The organism is Nocardia jiangsuensis (assembly GCF_042650385.1).
Lineage (GTDB): Bacteria > Actinomycetota > Actinomycetes > Mycobacteriales > Mycobacteriaceae > Nocardia > Nocardia jiangsuensis.
Window position 1 is genome coordinate 34,444 of the sequence record NZ_JBHSAX010000013.1, and the last position, 19,450, is coordinate 53,893.

Sequence of the window (19,450 nt, forward strand, 5' to 3'; positions counted from 1 at the left end):
CCGTGCCACCACTCGTGCGGGTACAGAACTTCGGCGTCTCCGCCGACGGCTTCGGCGCAGGCGAGGGCCAGAGCCTCGATCATCCGTTCGGCCATGCCGACCCGGGCGCGCTGCTCGGCTGGGCAGTCGCCACCGCGCACTGGGTGAATCGGAGCGAACCGGGCGGCAGCTACGGGCTCGACGACTACTTCACCCGCGACTTCGCCCGCAATATCGGCGCGGAGATCATGGGGCGCAACAAGTTCGGGCCGCAGCGCGGGCCGTGGCAGGACCACTCGTGGGAGGGGTGGTGGGGCGCGGAGCCGCCCTTCCGCACCCCGGTCTTCGTGCTCACCCACCACCCGCGCCCGTCCATCACGCTCGGGCAGACCACCTTCCACTTCCTGGACGCCACGCCGCGGGAGGCGCTCGATCGCGCGCTCGAGGCCGCGGACGGGCAGGACGTGCGGATCGGCGGCGGCGTGCACACCGTGCGCGAGTTCCTCGACGCCGATCTGATCGACACCATGCACGTGTCGGTCGCCCCGGTGGAGCTCGGCAGCGGCGAGCGGCTGTGGAGCAGCCCGGACGAGCTCACCGATCGGTTCCACCTGGAGCGGGTGCCGAGCGCGAGCGGGGTCACGCACCACCTGTTCTGGCGGCGGTGAGGATCTCCGGGCCCTCGGCCGTGACGGCGACGGTGTGCTCGGTGTGCGCGGTGCGCGAACCGTCGGCGGAGCGGATGGTCCAGCCGTCCGGGTCGGTGACGATCCGGTCGGTGGTGCGGGCGAACCAGGGCTCGATGGCGATGGTCAGGCCGGGGCGCAACGGGTAGCCGCGGCCCGGGCGCCCGGCGTTGGGGATGTGCAGGTCCTCGTGCATGGTGCGGCCGATGCCGTGGCCGCCGTACTCGGTGTTCACCGGGTAGCCCGCCGCCCGCGCGACCGCCTCGATGGCGGCGGAGACGTCGCCGATCCGGTTGCCCGGCCGCGCGGCGGCGACGGCGGCGGCCAGCGCCTCCTCGGTGGCGCGGATCAGCCGCAGGTCCTCGGGGTCCGGGGTGCCCGCCACGGTGGTGATCGCGGCGTCGGCGGCCCAGCCGTCGATGGTGACGGCGAGGTCGGCGGTGAGCACGTCGCCGTCGCGCAGCACGTAGTCGAAGGGGAGGCCGTGCAGCACGGCGTCGTTCACCGACAGGCAGACGGTGTTGCGGAACGGGCCGCGGCCGAAGGACGGGGCGTAGTCCCAGTAGCAGGAGACGGCGCCGCGCTCGGCGATCCGGTCGCGCACGTACAGCTCCAGGTCCAGCAGGTTCACGCCGACCACCGCGCGTTCGCGGACGCCCGCCAGGACATCGGCGACGAACGCGCCGGTGACCCGCATGCGCGCTATCTCCGCGGGGGACTTCAACTCGACCATGGGCACCTCCGGTATAGGAATACCGGCGCAACGGTAGCCGAGCCGGTATTTGAATACCAATTCTTGCGGTATTTCAATACCGGCTCTAGGGTGGCCGCATGGTTCGCCTTCCCCTGACCCCGGCCCAGCTCGAAGCGGGGCGCAGGCTCGGTACGCGGCTGCGCGCCGCCAGGGGCGAGCGAGATCCCGGCGCCGTCGCGCACGCCGCCGGGATCTCGCCGGAGACGCTGCGCAAGATCGAGACCGGGCGGCTGCCCTCCCCCGGCTTCGGCACCGTCGTCGCGCTCTGCCACGCGCTCGACCTGCCGGTGCAGGAGCTGGCCGAGGTCTGGCGCTCGGCCGGGCTGGCCGAGACCGCCTGATTCCACGCTACTCCAGCTCGCCCTCGGTCTCCAGGTAGACCTCGCGCAGGCGGTCGAGGGTTTCCGGCTCGGGCTGCGCCCACATGCCACGCTCGGCCGCCTCGAGCAGCCGCTCGGCGATGCCGTGCAGCGCCCACGGGTTCGACTGCGTCATGAACTTGCGGTTCACGTCGTCGAAGACGTAGTTCTCGCTGAGCTTCTCGTACATCCAGTCGGCGACCACGTCGGTGGTGGCGTCGTAGCCGAAGAGGTAGTCGACGGTCGCGGCCATCTCGAAGGCGCCCTTGTAGCCGTGCCTGCGCATGGCCTCCAGCCAGCGCGGATTCACCACGCGGGCGCGGAAGACCCGGGTGGTCTCCTCGGAGAGGGTGCGGGTGCGCACCGCGTCCGGGCGGGTGCTGTCGCCGATGTAGGCCTCCGGGTTCTTCCCGGTCAGCGCGCGCACGGTGGCGACCATGCCGCCGTGGTACTGGAAGTAGTCGTCGGAGTCGGCGATGTCGTGTTCGCGGGTGTCGGTGTTCTTCGCCGCGACCGCGATCCGCCGGTAGGCGGTCCGCATGTCGTCGGCGGCCGGGGCGCCGTCCAGGTCGCGGCCGTAGGCGAAGCCGCCCCACGCGGTGTAGACCTGGGCCAGGTCGTCGTCGGTGCGCCAGCTCTTCGAGTCGATGAGCTGGAGCAGCCCGGCGCCGTAGGTGCCCGGCTTGGAGCCGAAGATGCGGGTGGTGGCGCGGCGCTCGTCGCCGTGCTCGGAGAGGTCGGCGGCGGCGTGCGCGCGGACATGGTTCTGCTCGGCGGGCTCGTCCAGCCCGGCGACCAGCCGCACCGCGTCGTCCAGCAGGGCGAGCACGTGCGGGAAGGCGTCGCGGAAGAAGCCGCTGATCCGGACGGTGACGTCGATCCGGGGGCGGCCCAGCTCGGCGAGGTCGAGCACCTCGAGCGTGGTGACGCGGCGGCTGGCCTCGTCCCACACCGGGCGCACGCCGAGCAGCGCGAGCACCTCGGCGATGTCGTCGCCGGAGGTGCGCATCGCGGCGGTGCCCCACACCGAGATCCCGACCGAGCGCGGGTACTCGCCGTGGTCGGCCAGGTACCGCTCCAGCAGCGAGTCGGCCATGGCCTGGCCGGTCTCCCAGGCCAGGCGGGACGGGACCGCCTTGGGGTCGACCGAGTAGAAGTTGCGGCCGGTGGGGAGGACGTTGATCAGGCCGCGCAGCGGGGAGCCGCTCGGGCCCGCCGGGACGAAGCCGCCGTTCAGGGCGTGCAGGACGCGGTCCAGCTCGATGCCGGTGCCGCGCAGGCGGGGGACGACTTCGCGCGCCGCGAAGCGGAGCACCGCGCGCACGGGTTCGGTGTCGGTGACGCCCTCGAGCGCGGCGCGGATCGCCCCCGCGGCGGCCGCGGGGGCGCCTTCCGGCGCGGCGGCGGGCGCAGCGGTGCCATCCGGCGCGGCGGGAGCGGCGGTGCCATCCGGCGCGGCAGAGGCGGCGTCGACGATGGCGTCGACCGCGTCGACGGACCAGTTCGCGGCCTGCAGCGCGGCCACGAGACCGCGGGCGCGCTCCTCGACGGCGTCGACGCGGGTGCGGGATTCGCCCCCGGACTCGTCCAGGCCGAGCGCCTCGCGCAGCCCGGGCACCGAGTGCTCGCCGCCCCAGAGCTGGCGGGCGCGCAGCATGGCGAGCACCAGGTCGAGCTCGGTCTCCCCGGCGGGCGCCTGGCCGAGGATGTGCAGCCCGTCCCGGATCTGCACGTCCTTGATCTCGCAGAGCCAGCCGTCGACGTGCAGCAGCATGTCGTCGAAGACGTCCTCCTCCGGACGCTCGGCGAGCCCCAGGTCGTGGTCCATCTCGGCGGCGCGCATGAGCGTCCAGATCTGCTGCCGGATGGCGGGCAGCTTGGCCGGGTCCAGCGCGGAGATGTTGGCGTGCTCGTCGAGCAGCTGCTCCAGCCGGGAGATGTCGCCGTAGGTCTCGGCGCGCGCCATCGGCGGGATCAGGTGGTCGACCAGGGTGGCGTGCGCCCGGCGCTTGGCCTGGGTGCCCTCGCCCGGGTCGTTGACCAGGAACGGGTAGATCAGCGGCAGGTCGCCGAGCGCCGCGTCGGTGCCGCAGGAGGCGGACATGCCGAGCGTCTTGCCCGGCAGCCACTCCAGGTTGCCGTGCTTGCCGAGGTGCACCACGGCGTCCGCGCCGAACCCGTCCGCCAGCCAGCGGTACACCGCCAGGTAGTGGTGGCTCGGCGCGAGATCAGGGTCGTGGTAGATCGCGACCGGGTTCTCGCCGAACCCGCGCGGCGGCTGCACGATCAGCACCACATTGCCGAACCGCAGGGCGGCGATGACGATCTCGCCGGTCGGGTCGGCCGAGCGGTCCACGTAGAGCTCACCCGGCGGCGGGCCCCAGGACGCGATCACCGCTTCGCGCAGGTCGGCCGGCAGCGTCTCGAACCAGGCGGTGTAGGCGGCGGCGCCGATCCGCACCGGGTTGCCCTCGAGCTGCTCGGCGGAGAGCCAGTCCGGGTCCTGCCCGCCCGCCGCGATGAGCGCGTGGATGAGCGCGTCGCCGTCCCGCTCCTCCAGCCCGGGCACCTCGCCGGGGGCGCCGATGTCGTACCCGGCGGCGCGCAGCTCGTGCAGCAGGCGGATGGTGCTGGCCGGGGTGTCGAGGCCGACGGCGTTGCCGATCCTGGCGTGCTTGGTCGGGTAGGCGGAGAGCATGAGCGCCAGCTTCTTCTCCGCGGCCGGGATGTGCCGGAGCCGGGCGTGCCTGGTGGCGATGCCCGCGACGCGGGCGGCGCGCTCCGGGTCGGGCACGTAGATGGAGAGCCCGTCCGCGTCGAACTCCTTGAAGGAGAACGGGACCGTGATGATCCGGCCGTCGAACTCCGGCACCGCCACCTGGGTCGCGACGTCGAGCGGGGAGAGGCCGTCGTCGTTCGCCGCCCACTGCGCGCGACCGGAGGTCAGGCAGAGCCCCTGCAGGATCGGGACGTCGAGCGCGGCCAGCGCGGCCACGTCCCACGCCTCGTCGTCACCGCCCGCGGCGGCGGTGGCCGGGGTGCTGCCGCCCGCCGCGAGCACGGTGACGACCAGGGCGTCCGCGGCGCGCAGGGTGTCGAGCAGCTCGGGTTCGGCGGTGCGCAGCGAGGCGCAGTACACCGGCAGCGGCCTGGCTCCGGCGGCCTCGACGGCGTCGCAGAGCGCGGCGATGTAGCCGGTGTTCCCGGCCAGGTGCTGGGCGCGGTAGTAGACCACCGCGACGGTCGGGCCGTCGATCGCGGCGGCTTCCCGTTCCAGCACGCCCCAGGCGGGCAGCTGCACCGGCGGGTGGAAGCCGTTGCCGGTGAGCAGGACGGTGTCGGAGAGGAAGTGGTGCAGTTCGCGCAGGTTGTCCGGGCCGCCCGCGGCGAGGTAGTTGTGCGCGTCGGCGGCGACGCCGCCCGGCACCGTGGAGAGCTCCATGAGCTCGGCGTCCGGGGCGTTCTCGCCGCCCAGCGCTACCAGCGGGACGCCGGCGGCACCGAGCGCGGCCAGCCCCTCCTCCCAGGCGCGCTTGCCACCGAGGATGCGCACGATCACCAGATCGGCGCCGTCCAGCAGCCCGGGCAGGTCGTCGACCAGCAGCCGGGCGGGGTTGGCCCACCGGTAGCCCGCGCCGCTGGCGCGAGCGCTCAGCAGATCGGTGTCGGAGGTGGAGAGCAGCAGGATCACGAACGACCTTCCTCGGGAGACGCGCCCAGCGGGATGTGGTGCTCGCCGGAGAGGGTCTGGCTGTGAACAGTGGCGCGACCGCACCGGACTTGCACCGGTTTCCTCTTCGCTTCCCGCGAGCATCCGGGATGCTACCGGGGGCGGGTGGGTGCGCTCGACGCGAGGTTCCCGGCGCGGGTGCGGTTTGACGGCGGCGGGTCCGTAGGCTGGAGCGGGTCATGACGCGATCGAATGCTGATTCCTGCCCGGGGGTGCTGCGGTTGCACGAGGCGGCCGACGGGCCGCTCGCCCGGGTGCGCATACCCGGCGGGCAGCTCGGGGCCGCCGGACTCCAGGCGCTGGCCGAGGCGGCGGAGGAGCTCGGCGACGGCGCGCTGGAGCTGACCTCGCGCGGGAATGTCCAGCTGCGCGGGATCCGGGACGCCGCCGCGCTCACCGAGCGGCTCGATGCCGCCGGGTTGCTGCCGAGCGCCAGCCACGAGCGGGTGCGCAATATCGTCGCGTCGCCGCTCTCCGGGCTGGCCGGCGGGGTGGCCGATGTGCGCGAGCTGGCCCCGGCGCTCGACGCCGGGTTGCGGGCCGCGCCGGAGCTGGCCGGGCTGCCGGGCCGGGTGCTGTTCACGCTGGACGACGGGCGCGGGGACGTCAGCGGGTTCGGCGGCGACATCGGGCTGCACGCGGTGGAGCACGAGGTGTTCGCGGTGCTGCTCGCCGGGGCGGACAGCGGGATCCGGGTCGCGTCGGGAGACGCGGTCGGGCTGGTGCTCGCCGCCGCCCGCGCCTTCGCGGAGATCCGCGGGGGTGGGTGGCGGTTGGCCGAGGTCGCGGACGGGGCCGCGCGGGTGCGCGAGCTGCTCGGGTTCGCCTCCACCGCGCCGGGACGGGTGGTCCCCGATCCCGCCGACCACCCGCCGATCGGCTGGCTTCCGCAGGACGACGGGCTGGTCGCGCTCGGTGCCGGGGTGCGGCTCGGGGTGCTGCCCGCGCGCACCGCGCTCTTCGTCGCGGCCGTCGAGAAGCCGGTGCTGGTGACGCCGTGGCGCGGGCTGGTCGTCCCCGACCTCGACGAGTGGACCGCCGAGCAGGTGGTGCGGGTGCTCGCCCCGATGGGGCTGATCTTCGACGCGGAGTCGCCGTGGGTGCGGGTCAGCAGTTGCGCCGGGGCGCCCGGGTGCGCGAAGTCGCACACGGACGTGCGCGCCGATGCCACCGCCGCGGTGGAGTCGGGGCGGGTGGCGAGCCCTACCGATGAGACGGGTGCGGCACTCGGCCCGATTCCCGCCGGGGACGTCCGGGTGTCCGGGCGCCAGCACTGGTCCGGGTGCGAGCGCCGGTGCGGGCACCCGCACGGCCCGGCGACCGATATCGTCGCCGGCCCGGACGGCTACCGGGTGACCGGGCCCTGACCGCCGACGTCCTACTGTGGTGTCCATGTCCGTAACCCGTGCCGGCTACCTCACCGATGGCGCCGAGATCTACCGGCGGTCCTTCGCCACCATCAGGGCGGAGGCGAACCTGGGGCGCTTCCCCGCCGACGTCGCGCAGGTGGCGGTGCGGATGATCCACGGCACCGGACAGGTCGACCTCGCCGACGACATCGCCTTCTCCCCCGGCGTCGTCACCGCCGCCCGCACCGCGCTGCGGGCAGGCGCCCCCATCCTCTGCGACGCGACCATGGTCGCCGCGGGCGTCACCCGCAAGCGCCTCCCCGCGGAGAACGAGGTGCTCTGCACCCTCACCGACCCGCGCACCCCCGCGCTCGCCGCCGAACTCGGCACCACCCGCTCCGCCGCCGCGCTCGAACTGTGGCGGGACCGCCTGGCCGGCGCCGTCGTCGCCATCGGCAACGCGCCGACCGCGCTCTTCCACCTCTTCGACATGCTCGACGCCGGAGCACCGCGCCCCGCCGCGATCCTCGGCATCCCGGTCGGCTTCATCGGCGCGGCCGAGTCCAAGGAGGCGCTGATCTCCTACGGCGGGGTCGAGTACCTGACCGTGCGGGGCAGGCGCGGCGGCAGCGCCGTCACCGCGTCGGCGTTGAACGCCATCGCGAGCGAGGCGGAATGAGCGGAAAGCTGTGGGGCATCGGGCTCGGTCCCGGCGACCCGGAACTGGTCACCGTCAAAGCGGCGCGGATCATCGGCGCGGCGGATGTGATCGCCTTCCACAGCGCCAGGCACGGGCGCAGCATCTCGCGGGCGATCGCGGCGCCCTACCTGCGGGCGGGGCAGCTCGAGGAGCACCTCGTCTACCCGGTGACCACCGAGACCACCGACCACCCCGACGGGTACCAGGGCGCCATCGACGAGTTCTACGCCCACGCCGCCGAGCGGCTCGCGGTACACCTCGCGGCCGGGCGCTCGGTGGCGCTGCTGGCCGCGGGTGACCCGCTCTTCTACAGCTCGTACATGCACATGCACCGGCGGCTGGCCGATCGCTTCGACGCCGAGATCGTACCCGGCGTGACCTCGGTCAGCGCCGCCTCCGCCGCGCTCGGCACGCCGCTGGTCGAGGGGGAACAGGTGCTCACCGTGCTGCCGGGCACGCTGCCCGCCGCCGAGCTCGCCGAGCGGTTGCGCGCCACCGAGGCGGCGGCCGTGCTCAAGCTCGGCCGCACGTATCCCGCTGTGCGGCAGGCGCTCGACGACGCCGGCCGGCTCGACGACGCCTTCTACATCGAGCGCGCGAGCACCGGGCGGCAGCGGGTGCTGCGCGCCGCCGACGTGGACGAGAGCACTGTGCCGTACTTCGCCATCGCCGTCGTGCCCGGGCCGAAGCCGGAAACGCGGATTCCGCTGACCGCCGACGGGGTTCGGGCGGAGCCCTCGCGCGCGTCGAGCGAGAGCGGTTCCGTGCCGGGAGACCGAGCAGGCATCGGCGACCCCCCGGTGGGCGAGGTGGTCGTCGTCGGTCTCGGTCCGGGCGACCCGAAGTGGACCACACCCGAGGTCACCGCGGCCCTGGCCGAGGCGACCGACCTCGTCGGCTACACCACCTACATCGATCGCGTCCCGGCCAGGCCGGGCCAGCGGCGGCATGCCAGCGACAACCGGGTCGAGTCCGAGCGCGCCGCGATGGCGCTCGACCTGGCCCGGCGCGGGGCCCGCGTCGCGGTCGTCTCCTCGGGCGACCCGGGTGTCTTCGCCATGGCCGCCGCCGTCCTGGAGGAGGCGGCCGACCCGCGCTGGGACGGCGTCCCGGTCCGGGTGCTGCCCGGCGTCACCGCTGCGCACGCCGTCGCTTCCAGGGCGGGCGCCCCCCTCGGCCACGACTACGCGACGATCTCGCTCTCCGACCGCCTCAAGCCGTGGGAGGTGGTGGCCGAGCGGCTCGCCGCGGTGGCCGCCGCCGACATGGCCATCGCCGTCTACAACCCGGCCTCCTCGCAGCGCACCTGGCAGGTCGCCGCCATGCGCGACCTGCTGCTCGAGCACCGCGCACCGGACACCCCGGTGATCCTCGGCCGCGATGTCGGCGGCCCGGCGGAATCGGTCCGCGTCGTTCCGCTCGCCGAGCTCGACCCGGCCGAGGTGGATATGCGCACCCTGCTGATCATCGGCGCCTCCACCACCGCGGTGCACGGACCACGGGTCTTCACCTCGCGCCGCTACGCCGCCCTGCCGCGCTGAAATTCCACAGAGGAAGGTGCGCAGCATGACCGAATCCAAGCCCAAACCGCTGAACGCGACCGCCGCCTCGCTGCTCGGCTTCCTGCACGAGGGCCCGCGCTCCGGCTGGGACCTGGTGACCGAGGCCCAGCAGCGGATCGGCGACTTCTGGACCGTAACCCAGAGCCAGGTCTACCGCGAACTCGCCGCCATGGACGCCGCGGGCCTGGTCGAGAAGGGCGAGGCGGGCGCCCGCGAGCGCACCCCGTACCGGATCACCGAGGCGGGCAAGGCCGCCTTCGGCGCGTGGATCGCCCGCGACCCGGGCACCGAGACCATCCGCGTCCCGCTGCTGCTCACCCTCTCCTTCGGCGAGCATCTGGACCGCTCACACGTCGACCGCATCGTCGCCGCGAACCGCGCGGTGCACCAGGGGCGCCTGGACGGCTACCTGGCCGAGGACTGCCCGCCGCAGGCCCGCTACCAGCGCGCGACCCTGGAGTTCGGCATCCGCTACGAGCGCGCGGTGCTCGGCTGGTTCGACGATCTGACCGCGATCCTGGACGGCCGCGCGCCGGGGTGACCCTGTCACCTCTCCCGCAGCCACGCCATCGCCTCGTCCACGCCGGCGACCACCGGCGCACCACCGGCGGGCAGGGGGGGACGGTCGACCACGATCACCGGCACCCCGAGTTCGCGAGCGGCGATCAGCTTCGCCTCGGTATCGGGCCCGCCGCTGTCCTTGGTGATCAGCACGTCGATCCGCTGTCTGCGCAGCAACTCGATCTCCTCGTCGACGGCGAAGGGTCCGCGCGCGAGCAGTATTTCGTGGGATGCGGGCACCGGCGGGTCCGGCGGGTCGATCGCTCGGATCAGGAACCACGCCTCCTCGACACCGGCGAAGGCGGAGACGCCCTGCCTGCCGACGGTCAGGAAGACGCGCCCGCACAGCCCCTCGGCGGCGGCAGGCAGCGAGGGCACGCGAGTCCACGAATCACCCTGCGCGCCGGACCAACCGGGGCGACGGAGGTGCAGCAGCGGAATCCCGGCCGCGGCGGCAGCGGCGGCGGCGTGGGAGCTCATGACGGCGGCGAACGGGTGGGTGGCATCGACCAGTACGTCTATCGCGTTGTCGCGCAGGTACGCCCGCAACCCGTCGACTCCGCCGAACCCCCCGACCCGAACCGCCCCCTCGGGCAGCACGGCCGCGATGCGGGCGAGGCTCCGCGCTTCGGCGGTTCCGCCCAGGATCAGGACCCGGGTCAGGGCTGGCCGCTGAAGTACGCGGCGCCCGCGTTCAGCAGGGACGGGCCACCGGCCACGAGCAGGCCGATGACGCCGCCGATCACGGCGCCCGGGATGACGGTGACGATGCCGACCAGGCCGAGCAGGGCACCGATCACGGCGCCGACGGCGGCACCGAGCGAGGCGCGCTGCAGCTCGGCGAAGAACCAGTCCTGCGAGGAGATGTCCTTGATGCCGCCGACCGAACCGGCGACCGGGGTCAGGGTGAGGGCGGTGCCGTCCGCGGAGACCGCGGCGCCGATGGCCACGTCCCGGTCCTGCGCCTTGCCGCTCAGCGGGATCGTGGTGACGACCTCGCCCGCGGCGTTGGTCAGGGTGACCGCGCCCTTGTCGGCGTCCAGGCTGAACGCGCCGCCGGTGACCGTGGTGACGATCGACTTGCCCGCGTCGGCGAGCGCGACGGCGTAGTCGACGCCCTTGTCCTGGCCCTGCACCGAGGGCGAGGTGGCCTGCTGCTGCTCGGCGGGCGCGGCGGGGACCGGGGCCGCGTAGCTGGTGCCGGAGGCGATGCCGGTGGCGGCGGCGGCGAGCAGCGCGGTGGCGGCGAACTTGCTGTACTTCATCAGTCTCCCCATCAGGAAATCCGTTTCCGGGTGGCCGGAACTCGGGGCCGACCCTACCCCTTCACGCTGCCGCGTTTCACGAACCGGCCGGTATTTCGCCGGTCTTCCGGACCGCCCAATGCGTCACCGGCAGCTGCGGCGACCAGGTGGTGAACCCACCGAGCGGCGTACCCCGATACACCTGGTAGCGGCGCAATGTACCGCCGTACCGCCGGGAACTCGCCAGGAGCAGGGCCTCGGACTCCGCCGTCACCGCCGCCGCCACCAGCCGGCCACCGGGCGGCAGCGCGGCCCAGCACGCCTCCAGCAATCCGGATCGGCTGATTCCGCCACCGATGAAAACGGCGTCCGGAGTCCCGTCCCAGGGCTGGAAATCCGGGGCGGCGCCGCGCACAGCGATGCCGGGGACGCCGAGCGCGGCCGCATTGGCAGTGATCCGCTCGCGGCGGTCGGCGCGCTGCTCGAAGGTGACCGCGCGACAGCTCGGGTGGGTGCGGCACCACTCGATGGCGATGGTGCCGGAGCCGCCGCCGACATCCCAGAGCAGCTCGCCGGGGGCAGGCGCCAGTGCGGCCAGGGTGAGTGCGCGGATCTCGGCCTTGGTGAACTGGCCGTCGCCGCCGAAGACGGCGTCCGGGAGACCGGGGGTGCGGGTCAGCCGGAGTGCGCCGGCGTCGGCAACGGCTTCGACGGCGACGATGTTGAGCGGGTCGCACGCGGTAGCCGGCCAGCCGGCGGCGGTGCCGGTGCGCCGGTGTTCGGCCGGGCCGCCGAGCTGCTCCAGCACGGTCAGCCGCGACCCGCCGAAGCTGTTGTCGCGCAGCAGTTCCGCGAGGGTTCCCGGGGTGGTGCCGTCGGCGCTGAGCACCAGGATCCGGCGGCCGTCGGTGAGCTCGGGCAGTACCGTCTCGACCGGCCGCCCGACCGCGCTCACCACCGGAACGTCCTGGCCCGCCCAGCCGAGCCGGGCACAGGCCAACGCCACCGACGAGGGCCGCGGCCGCACCCGCAGCGCCGCGGGCCCGAACAGCCCGGCCAGCGTGCTGCCGATCCCGAAGAACATGGGGTCACCGCTCGCCAGCACCCCGACCCGCTCCCCCTCGTGCTCGGCGAGCAGCCCGGGCAGCGCCGGAACCAGCGGCGACGGCCACGCGATCCGCCGCGCGGGCACCTCGTCGGCAGGCACCAGATCGAGCTGCCTGGCCGAGCCGAACAGCACCGCGCACCCCGCGAGTTCGGCCCGCACACCCGGCACGATCCCCGCCCACCCGTCCGCCCCGATCCCCGCGACGAGAATGGGCTCGCCACGCCACGCCGAGGCCGTCACGCCGCGCCCGTCGACGACACCCGCCGGGTCCGGCGCGCCGCGAATCCGCGCACCGGCCTCACCGCGGCATCCGCCGCCACACCGCCTGCGGCAGCAGCCGCGTCCCGACGATGATCGGCCGCAGTACCGACGGCACCCAGACCCGCGCCTTCCCCTTGCTCAACGCGCGGACGACCGCCGCAGCGACCTGGGCAGGCGTGCTGGAGAACGGCGCCGGACTCATCCCCTCGGTCATCCGCCCGATCACGAACCCGGACCGCACCAGCAGCAGCCGCACCCCGCTCCCGTGCAGCGCGTCCCCGAGCCCGGAGGCGAAACCGTCCAGCCCGGCCTTGGCCGAGCCGTAGACGTAGTTCGCCCGGCGCACCCGCGCCCCGGCGATCGAGGAGAAGACGACGAGCTGCCCCGCCCCCTGCGCCCGCATGAGATCAGCCAGCGTGGTGAGCACCGAGACCTGCGCGACGAAGTCGGTGTGCACGACGGCGACCGCGTGCGCCGGATCCCGCTCCGCACGGGCCTGATCGCCGAGCACCCCGAAGGCCAGCACCGCGACCCCGATCGCGCCGTGCTCGGCGGCGACCTTCTCCAGCAGCGCCTGGTGGCCCGCGATGTCGTCGGCGTCGAACTCGATCGCGTGCACGGCGGCGGCACCGGCCGCGCTCACCCGCGCGGCCTCGGCGCTCAGCTCGGCGCTGCGCCGCGCGGCGAGCAGCACGGTGCGGCCGGGCGCGAGCCGCTCCGCCACCTCGAGCCCGATCTCGCTGCGGCCCCCGAGCACCAGCACGGTTCCTTCTCCCATGCGCCCATCCTGTCAGGCACCGGGCGCGGCGCCGGAGCGCGCCCCGGCTACCGTCGTGCCATGACGACCGGCATCACGCAGCTCTCCCCCGCCGCCAGCGAATTCGTCACCGAGCGGCACCTGGCCACGCTCACCACGCTCCGCGCCGACGGCACCCCGCAGGTGACCGCGGTCGGCTTCACCTGGGATCCGGAGGCCGGGCTGGCCCGGGTGATCACCGACGGCGGCTCGGTGAAGGCGCGCAACGCGCGCCGCTCCGGCTACGCCGCGGTGAGCCAGGTCGACGGCCCGCGCTGGCTCACCCTGGAGGGTCCGGCGGAGGTGCTCGACGACCCGGCGAGCGTCACCGACGCCGAGCAGCGCTACGCCGCCCGCTACCGCGTCCCCCGCGAGAACCCGACCCGCGTCGTCCTGGTGATCCGGGTGGCGAAGGTGCTGTCCAGCCGCACCCTGCGCGACCGGTAGGCGCTCAGAGCACAGTCAGCCCGTGCGGCTGCTGGTTCACCGACTCGCACCCGTCCTCTGTCACCACGACGATGTCCTCGATCCGGGCGCCCCACTCCCCGGGGAAGTAGATCCCCGGCTCCACACTGAACGCCATCCCCGCGCGCAACTCGAGGTCGTTGCCCGCCACGATGTAGGGCTCCTCGTGCACCGAGAGCCCGATCCCGTGCCCGGTGCGGTGCACGAAGGCATCGCCGAACCCGGCGTCGGTCAGCGGGGCCCGCGCGGCGGCGTCCACCGCTTCGGCGGTCACCCCCGGCCGCACCGCGGCGACCGCGGCCGCCTGCGCGCGCTCCAGCTCCGCGATCCGCTTCGCGACCTCGCCCCGCGGCTCACCGAGCACGTAGGTGCGGGTGCTGTCGGAGTAGTAGCCGGGCTCCACCGGCCCGCCGATATCGATGACCACCACGTCGCCGCGCTGGATCACCCGGTTGGAGACCTCGTGGTGCGGGTCGGCGCCGTGCGGGCCGCTGCCGACGATGATGAAGGCGGCCTCGGTGTGCCCCTCCTCCTGGATGGCACGGTCGATATCGGCGGCGACCTGCGCCTCGGTGCGGCCCGCCATGAGGAAGTCGCCCATCCTGGCGTGCACCCGGTCGATGGCGGCGCCGGCCCGGCGCAGCGCCTCGATCTCCGCCTCGTCCTTGATCATCCGCAGTTCGCGCAGCACCGGGGTGGCCGAGACCGGCAGCCCGGAGAACGACTCGGCGAGCGGGATCAGGTGCAGCGCGGGCATGGCGTCGGCCACCGCGACCCGTGACCCGGCGTGCAGCGCGGAGCGGACCAGCTTGTACGGATCGGTGCCGTCCACCCAGTCGAGCACGCGCAGCCCGAGATCCGAGACCGCGGATCCCTGCAGTGAGGCCAGCTCCAGCTTGGGCACCACGACCGAGGGGGTGGCGCCGTCGGCATTGATCACCAGGCAGGTGAGCCGCTCGAACGACTGTGCCGCCGACCCGAGCAGGTACCGCAGGTCGGGGCCGGGGGTGACCAGCAGGGCGTCCAGGTGCGCGGCGCGCATGGCCGCGACCGCCCGCTCGAGCCGGTCGCCGTAGACATCTGCCGCGAACCGCGTCTCCTCGCTCATGGAACGACCGTACCCGGCACCCGGCCGCCCCGCGTGCAACGCCCGCCGTGCGAGCGCCGAATGGCGGCGCGCGGCCCTACTCGGCCGTCGCCCCCGGTGCGGGCGCGCGTGGTACGCCGGGGCGACCAGCCCGCGCGGCGTCACGTCCCGGTGTCGGGGATGCCGGGTACCCTTCGGCCCGTGAGCGATCCCGATCGGCCCCTGCTGCTGCTCGACGGCGCGAGCCTGTGGTTCCGCGCGTTCCACGCCATCCCGGACAAGCTGACCGCGCCGGACGGCCGCTCGGTGAACGCGGTGCGCGGCTTCACCGACATGGTGGCCTCGCTGGTCACCAAGCACACCCCGCGCCGGCTGGTGGTCGCGCTCGACCTGGACTGGCGTCCGGCCTACCGGGTCGAGCTGGTGCCCAGCTACAAGGCGCACCGGCTGGACACCGCCGCGGCGCCGGGCACCGAGGCGGTGCCGGACAAGCTGACCCCGCAGGTGGAGATGATCCTGGAGGTACTGGCCGCGGCCGGGATCGCCACCGGCGGCGCCGAAGGCCTGGAGGCCGACGACGTGCTCGGCACCCTCGCCGATCGGGAGCGCACCGACCCGGTGGTGGTCGTGAGCGGCGACCGCGACCTGCTGCAGCTGGTGCGCGACGAGCCGGAGCCGCGGGTCCGGGTGCTCTACGCCGGGCGCGGGCTGGCCAAGGCGGAGCTGTTCGGGCCCGCCGAGGTCGCGGCGAAGTACGGGGTGCCGGTGCCGAACGCGGGCCCGGCCTACGCGGATATGGCGACGCTGCGCGGCGACGCCTCGGACGGGCTGCCCGGCGTCGCCGGGATCGGCGACAAGTCGGCTGCCACGCTCATCCAGCGCTTCGGCTCGCTGGAGGCGCTGCGCGCCGCGGTCGAGGATCCGGCGGCCGACCTGGCCGCGGGGGTCCGCGCGAAACTCCGCGCCGCCGCCGACTACCTGACCGCCGCGGCCCCGGTGGTACGGGTGGTCCGCGACGCCGACGTCGCGCTCTCCAAGGACGATGCCCTCCCCGCCGAGCCGGCTGATCCGGAGCGGCTGCGCGAACTCGCCGCGAAGTACAACGCGGAGAGCCCGATCGAGCGACTCATCAAGGCCATCGCCGCCGCGCACGCGGGCTGACCCGCGGCAACCGGGGCTGACCCGCCCGCAGGCCCTGGCCTCGGCGAACCGGCCCGTCCGCTCGGCTCCGGTGCGAGACACGACAAACCGGGCGACGCCCCTCGTCGGCGCCGCCCGGACCTCCCGGCGGAATCCGCCGGGACCGGTCTCAGCTGGGTCGACCGACCTCGTAGGTGCCGTCGTCCCTGGTGATCTTCACCTGGACCGTCTTCTGCTCACCGCTGATGTCGACGGTGCACTGGAAGACCGCGTCCACCTCGACCTTCTGCCCGGAGGGGCAGGAGACCGAGCCGACATCGGAGATGCCGTACGAATCGCCGAGCACCTTCTCGACGCCGTCCTGCACGGCCGCCTGGTCCAGTTTGTCGGTCGCGGTGACGGCGAGGACGAGCGCCACGATCAGCCCGACGACGACGAGCCCGCCGACGATCAGCCCGATCAGCAGCCCCTTGCCCTTGCCACCCTGCTGCGGCTGCTGGGGCTGCCCCCACTGCTGCTGCGGCTGACCCCACTGCTGCTGGGGCTGCCCCGGCTGCGGCTGCTGCCCCCACGGCTGCGATTGCTGCGGCTGCTGCTGGCCCCACTGCGGCTGGGACTGCTGCGGCTGCTGCCCCCACTGCGGCTGCGACTGGCCCCACTGCTGCTGCGGCTGCTGCGACTGGTCACCCCCGCCCCACTGCTGGGTCGGCTGGGCCTGCGAGGGAGGCTGACCGGTCCACTGCTGCGTCGGCTGCGCGCCGCTCACCGGTTGCTGTCCACCCCACTGCTGGGTGGGATCGTTGCGTCCCTGATCGGGGCCGCTCGGTCCGTACGGGCCGCTCATCGGTTTGCCTCCACTCGCATCGTTGTACACACGGTAGCCCCCCGTGCGCGACCCGTCGCATGGCGACGGCTGCGTACACGGTCGGTACGCGAGGAAATCAAATCACACACGGTTCGGTCACGCGGCGTCCACGGCGACGACACCCCGCCGGATGGCCCGCACCGCCTTGGCGGCGGTCGCCGCCAGCTCGACGTCGTCGGCGGTGCCGTGGATCTGGTCGAGCAGATCGATCACCTGCCTGCACCAGCGCACGAAATCACCGGCGGAGAGCGGCGAGCTCTGCTCGCCACCGGCCAGCAACGCATCGGCCAGGCCGTCGCCGCGCGCCCACAGGTAGACGGTGCCGACGAAACCGGGGTCCGGTTCGCGGGTGGGGGCGAGCCGGTGCGCCGCCTCGTCCGCGCGCAGCGCGGTCCAGACCGCGAGCGTGGCGTTCAGCGCCCGCCGGATCGGCTGGGTCGGCCCGGCCGCCCCGATCAGCCCGACCTCCTGGCGCGATTCGTACACCAGCGCGGAGACCACCGCGGCCAGCTCGGCCGGGCCGAGCCCGCGCCAGATGCCCTGCCGCAGGCACTCCGAGACCAGCAGATCGCTCTCGGTGTAGATCCGGGCCAGCCGCCTGCCGTCCGCGGTGACCTCGCCGTCGGCGACGTACCCGCGTTCGGCCAGCAAACCGACGATCCGGTCGAAGGTGCGGGCCAGCGAGTTCGTGGTGGCGGCGACCTGCTGCCGCATGGACTCGGTCTCCCGCTCGAGCCGGCTGTACCGCTCCCCCACCCGGCACAGCTGCTCGCGGTCGGGGCGGTGGTGCGCCGGGTGCGCGCGCAGCGTGCGGCGCAGGGTGGCGAGCTCGCGGTCGTCGGCGGCATCGGCCCGGTTGCCGGTGCGCCTGCCCCGGCCGGGCGCGGCGATGCCGGTGCTGCGCAGCGCCGACGCCAGATCCCGGCGGGCCCGCGCGGTGCGGTGGTCGACCCGGCGCGGCAGCCGCATCCGGCCGAGCGCCTCGGCGGGGCTCGGGAAGTCGGCGACCGAGATCCGCCCCGCCCACTTGTCCTCGGTGAGCACCAGCGGGCGCGGATCGCCCGGGGTGGCGTCCGGCTCCAGGATCACCGCGAGCCCGGCCCTGCGCCCGGCGGGAATCGCCACCACGTCGCCCCGCTGCAGCGCGACGAGCGCGTCCGCGGCGGCGCCCCGGCGATCGGCCCTGCGCTGCTGGTTGAGCTGCCGCTCACGCTGCGCGATCCGCTCGCGCAGCGCGATGTACTCGAGCACGCCGCCGCCCGCGCCGCCGAGCTGGTCGCGCAGCTTGGCGAGCTGCCCCTGGTTGCGCTCGATGCCGCGCACCAGCCCGACCACCGAGCGGTCGGCCTGGAACTGCGCGAACGACCGCTCCAGCAGCTCGCGCGATTCGGCCGCGCCCATCCGGTCGATCAGGTTGATCGACATGTTGTAGCCGGGCCGGAAGGAGCTGCGCAGCGGGTAGGTACGGGTGGAGGCGAGCCCGGCCACCGCGCTGGCGTCGACCTGCGGCTGCCAGAGCACCACGGCGTGCCCCTCGACGTCGATGCCGCGCCGCCCGGCCCGGCCGGTGAGCTGGGTGTACTCGCCGGGGGTGAGCTCGGCATGGCTCTCGCCGTTGAACTTGACCAGCCGCTCGAGCACCACGGTGCGGGCGGGCATGTTGATGCCGAGCGCCAGCGTCTCGGTGGCGAAGACCGCGCGGACCAGGCCGCGCACGAACAGCTCCTCCACGGTGTGCCGGAACGCGGGCAGCATGCCCGCGTGGTGCGCGGCGAGCCCGCGGTGCAGCGCCTCGCGCCACTCCCAGTACCCGAGCACCTCCAGATCGCCGCGCGGCAGGTCGCCGGTGTGCCGCTCGATGATCCGGTCGACCTCCGCCAGCTCGTCCTGGCGGCCGAGGTCGAGCCGGGAGCGCACGCACTGCGCCAGCGCGCCGTCGCAGCCGGCCCGGCTGAAGATGAAGGTGATCGCCGGGAGCAGCCCCTCCTCGTCCAGCTGGGCCAGCACCTCGGGGCGCGGCAGCGGGCGGAAGTCGCGGCGCGGCCCGCCGCCGCGGCCGCGCGGGCCGCCCCAGTTGTTCATCCGGTCCGCGCTCTCCCGCTGCCGGATGTAGCGCACCAGATCCTCGTCCACGATGATCTTCTGCTCGCTGGACGAGGTGTCGAAGAGGTCGAAGAGCCTGCGCCCGACCATCACGTGCTGCCAGAGCGGCACCGGCCGGTTCTCGTCGACGACGACGGCGGTGTCGCCGCGCACCGTCTCCATCCAGGCGCCGAACTCCTCGGCGTTGCTGACCGTCGCCGAGAGGCTGACCAGCCTGACCTCCTGGGGCAGGTGCAGGATGACCTCCTCCCACACCGCGCCGCGGAACCGGTCGGCCAGGTAGTGCACCTCGTCCATGACCACATACGACAGCGCGCGGAGCGTGTCCGAGGAGGCGTAGAGCATGTTGCGCAGCACCTCGGTGGTCATCACCAGCACCGGGGCGGTCGGGTTCACCGACTGGTCACCGGTGAGCAGCCCGACGCTCTCGCGGCCGTGCCGCTCCACCAGGTCGGCGAACTTCTGGTTGGAGAGCGCCTTGATCGGCGTGGTGTAGAAGCACTTGCCGCCGGAGGCGAGCGCGAGGTGGACGGCGAACTCGCCGACCACGGTCTTGCCCGCGCCGGTGGGCGCGCAGACCAGCACGCCGTGCCCCGCCTCGAGGGCGGCGCAGGCATCCCGCTGGAAGGGGTCGAGCGCGAAGGAGAGGCGGGCGGCGAAGCGTGCCAATTCGCCCGTCAGCGACCGGTCGTGTGTCACTC

Annotated in this window: 17 protein-coding genes; 8 read left to right on the forward strand and 9 right to left on the reverse strand. The window is 74.0% G+C overall.

The window, feature by feature from the left end; genetic code table 11:
- Positions 1 to 2 precede the first annotated feature (2 nt).
- Positions 3 to 647 (forward strand): dihydrofolate reductase family protein, encoded by a 645-nt coding sequence (locus tag ACFO0B_RS11760; RefSeq protein WP_378612429.1) that lies wholly within the window; start codon positions 3 to 5, stop codon positions 645 to 647.
- Here the strand turns inward: ACFO0B_RS11760 and map are convergent.
- Positions 619 to 1,398: a type I methionyl aminopeptidase gene (map, locus tag ACFO0B_RS11765; protein ID WP_378612430.1), complete on the reverse strand. Its 780-nt coding sequence runs from the start codon at positions 1,396 to 1,398 to the stop codon at positions 619 to 621. The two genes, ACFO0B_RS11760 and map, sit on opposite strands and share 29 nt — an antisense overlap.
- Positions 1,399 to 1,496: 98 nt before the next feature.
- Here map and ACFO0B_RS11770 point away from each other — a divergent pair, with 98 nt between their 5' ends.
- The gene (locus ACFO0B_RS11770; protein WP_378612431.1) at positions 1,497 to 1,760 is read left to right on the forward strand and encodes a helix-turn-helix transcriptional regulator; all 264 of its coding nucleotides are present in this window, start codon (positions 1,497 to 1,499) and stop codon (positions 1,758 to 1,760) included.
- A 7-nt stretch (positions 1,761 to 1,767) separates the two neighbouring features.
- Here the strand turns inward: ACFO0B_RS11770 and cobN are convergent, their stop codons facing one another.
- Complete coding sequence (gene cobN / locus ACFO0B_RS11775; protein WP_378612432.1) at positions 1,768 to 5,469, reverse strand: cobaltochelatase subunit CobN; 3,702 nt, start codon at positions 5,467 to 5,469, stop codon at positions 1,768 to 1,770.
- A gap of 218 nt (positions 5,470 to 5,687) precedes the next feature.
- Here cobN and cobG point away from each other — a divergent pair, with 218 nt between their 5' ends.
- Genes cobG through ACFO0B_RS11795 form a run of 4 tightly spaced genes read left to right on the forward strand, consistent with a single transcriptional unit; the run spans position 5,688 to position 9,660 of the window.
- Complete coding sequence (gene cobG / locus ACFO0B_RS11780; RefSeq protein WP_378612433.1) at positions 5,688 to 6,875, forward strand: precorrin-3B synthase; 1,188 nt, start codon at positions 5,688 to 5,690, stop codon at positions 6,873 to 6,875.
- A 25-nt stretch (positions 6,876 to 6,900) separates the two neighbouring features.
- Positions 6,901 to 7,536 (forward strand): precorrin-8X methylmutase, encoded by a 636-nt coding sequence (locus tag ACFO0B_RS11785; protein WP_378612434.1) that lies wholly within the window; start codon positions 6,901 to 6,903, stop codon positions 7,534 to 7,536.
- Positions 7,533 to 9,098 carry a precorrin-3B C(17)-methyltransferase gene (cobJ, locus tag ACFO0B_RS11790; RefSeq protein WP_378612435.1) on the forward strand — a complete coding sequence of 522 codons (1,566 nt, stop codon included), beginning with the start codon at positions 7,533 to 7,535 and terminating at the stop codon, positions 9,096 to 9,098. Before ACFO0B_RS11785 ends, cobJ begins: the two co-directional genes overlap by 4 nt.
- A 25-nt stretch (positions 9,099 to 9,123) precedes the next feature.
- Positions 9,124 to 9,660 (forward strand): PadR family transcriptional regulator, encoded by a 537-nt coding sequence (locus ACFO0B_RS11795; RefSeq protein ID WP_378612436.1) that lies wholly within the window; start codon positions 9,124 to 9,126, stop codon positions 9,658 to 9,660.
- 5 nt (positions 9,661 to 9,665) lie between these two features.
- On the opposite strand, the gene ACFO0B_RS11800 is transcribed toward ACFO0B_RS11795, so the two are convergent.
- From ACFO0B_RS11800 to ACFO0B_RS11815, 4 genes are all read right to left on the reverse strand, one after another.
- Positions 9,666 to 10,343 (reverse strand): cobalt-precorrin-6A reductase, encoded by a 678-nt coding sequence (locus tag ACFO0B_RS11800; RefSeq protein ID WP_378612865.1) that lies wholly within the window; start codon positions 10,341 to 10,343, stop codon positions 9,666 to 9,668.
- A complete protein-coding gene (locus ACFO0B_RS11805) occupies positions 10,340 to 10,957 on the reverse strand; it encodes a hypothetical protein (protein WP_378612437.1) in 618 nt (205 codons plus the stop codon). Before ACFO0B_RS11805 ends, ACFO0B_RS11800 begins: the two co-directional genes overlap by 4 nt.
- A gap of 64 nt (positions 10,958 to 11,021) precedes the next feature.
- A complete protein-coding gene (gene cbiE, locus ACFO0B_RS11810; RefSeq protein ID WP_378612438.1) occupies positions 11,022 to 12,272 on the reverse strand; it encodes a precorrin-6y C5,15-methyltransferase (decarboxylating) subunit CbiE in 1,251 nt (416 codons plus the stop codon).
- 58 nt (positions 12,273 to 12,330) lie between these two features.
- On the reverse strand, positions 12,331 to 13,071 hold the full coding sequence (locus ACFO0B_RS11815; RefSeq protein WP_378612439.1) for an SDR family NAD(P)-dependent oxidoreductase: 741 nt from the start codon (positions 13,069 to 13,071) through the stop codon (positions 12,331 to 12,333).
- Positions 13,072 to 13,131: 60 nt separating this feature from the next.
- On the opposite strand from ACFO0B_RS11815, the gene ACFO0B_RS11820 reads away from it, so the two are divergent.
- The gene (locus ACFO0B_RS11820) at positions 13,132 to 13,536 is read left to right on the forward strand and encodes a PPOX class F420-dependent oxidoreductase (RefSeq protein WP_378612440.1); all 405 of its coding nucleotides are present in this window, start codon (positions 13,132 to 13,134) and stop codon (positions 13,534 to 13,536) included.
- A 4-nt stretch (positions 13,537 to 13,540) separates the two neighbouring features.
- On the opposite strand, the gene ACFO0B_RS11825 is transcribed toward ACFO0B_RS11820, so the two are convergent.
- The gene (locus tag ACFO0B_RS11825) at positions 13,541 to 14,662 is read right to left on the reverse strand and encodes a M24 family metallopeptidase (protein WP_378612441.1); all 1,122 of its coding nucleotides are present in this window, start codon (positions 14,660 to 14,662) and stop codon (positions 13,541 to 13,543) included.
- 180 nt (positions 14,663 to 14,842) lie between these two features.
- Here ACFO0B_RS11825 and ACFO0B_RS11830 point away from each other — a divergent pair, with 180 nt between their 5' ends.
- Positions 14,843 to 15,802, forward strand: coding sequence for a 5'-3' exonuclease (locus tag ACFO0B_RS11830; protein ID WP_378612442.1), 960 nt, complete (start codon positions 14,843 to 14,845; stop codon positions 15,800 to 15,802).
- Between the two features lie 148 nt (positions 15,803 to 15,950).
- On the opposite strand, the gene ACFO0B_RS11835 is transcribed toward ACFO0B_RS11830, so the two are convergent.
- Together ACFO0B_RS11835 and ACFO0B_RS11840 are read right to left on the reverse strand one after the other, a co-directional pair.
- Positions 15,951 to 16,625 carry a DUF4333 domain-containing protein gene (locus ACFO0B_RS11835; protein WP_378612443.1) on the reverse strand — a complete coding sequence of 225 codons (675 nt, stop codon included), beginning with the start codon at positions 16,623 to 16,625 and terminating at the stop codon, positions 15,951 to 15,953.
- Positions 16,626 to 16,742: 117 nt separating this feature from the next.
- On the reverse strand, positions 16,743 to 19,448 hold the full coding sequence (locus ACFO0B_RS11840; RefSeq protein ID WP_378612444.1) for a DEAD/DEAH box helicase: 2,706 nt from the start codon (positions 19,446 to 19,448) through the stop codon (positions 16,743 to 16,745).
- Between the last annotated feature and the right edge of the window lie 2 nt (positions 19,449 to 19,450).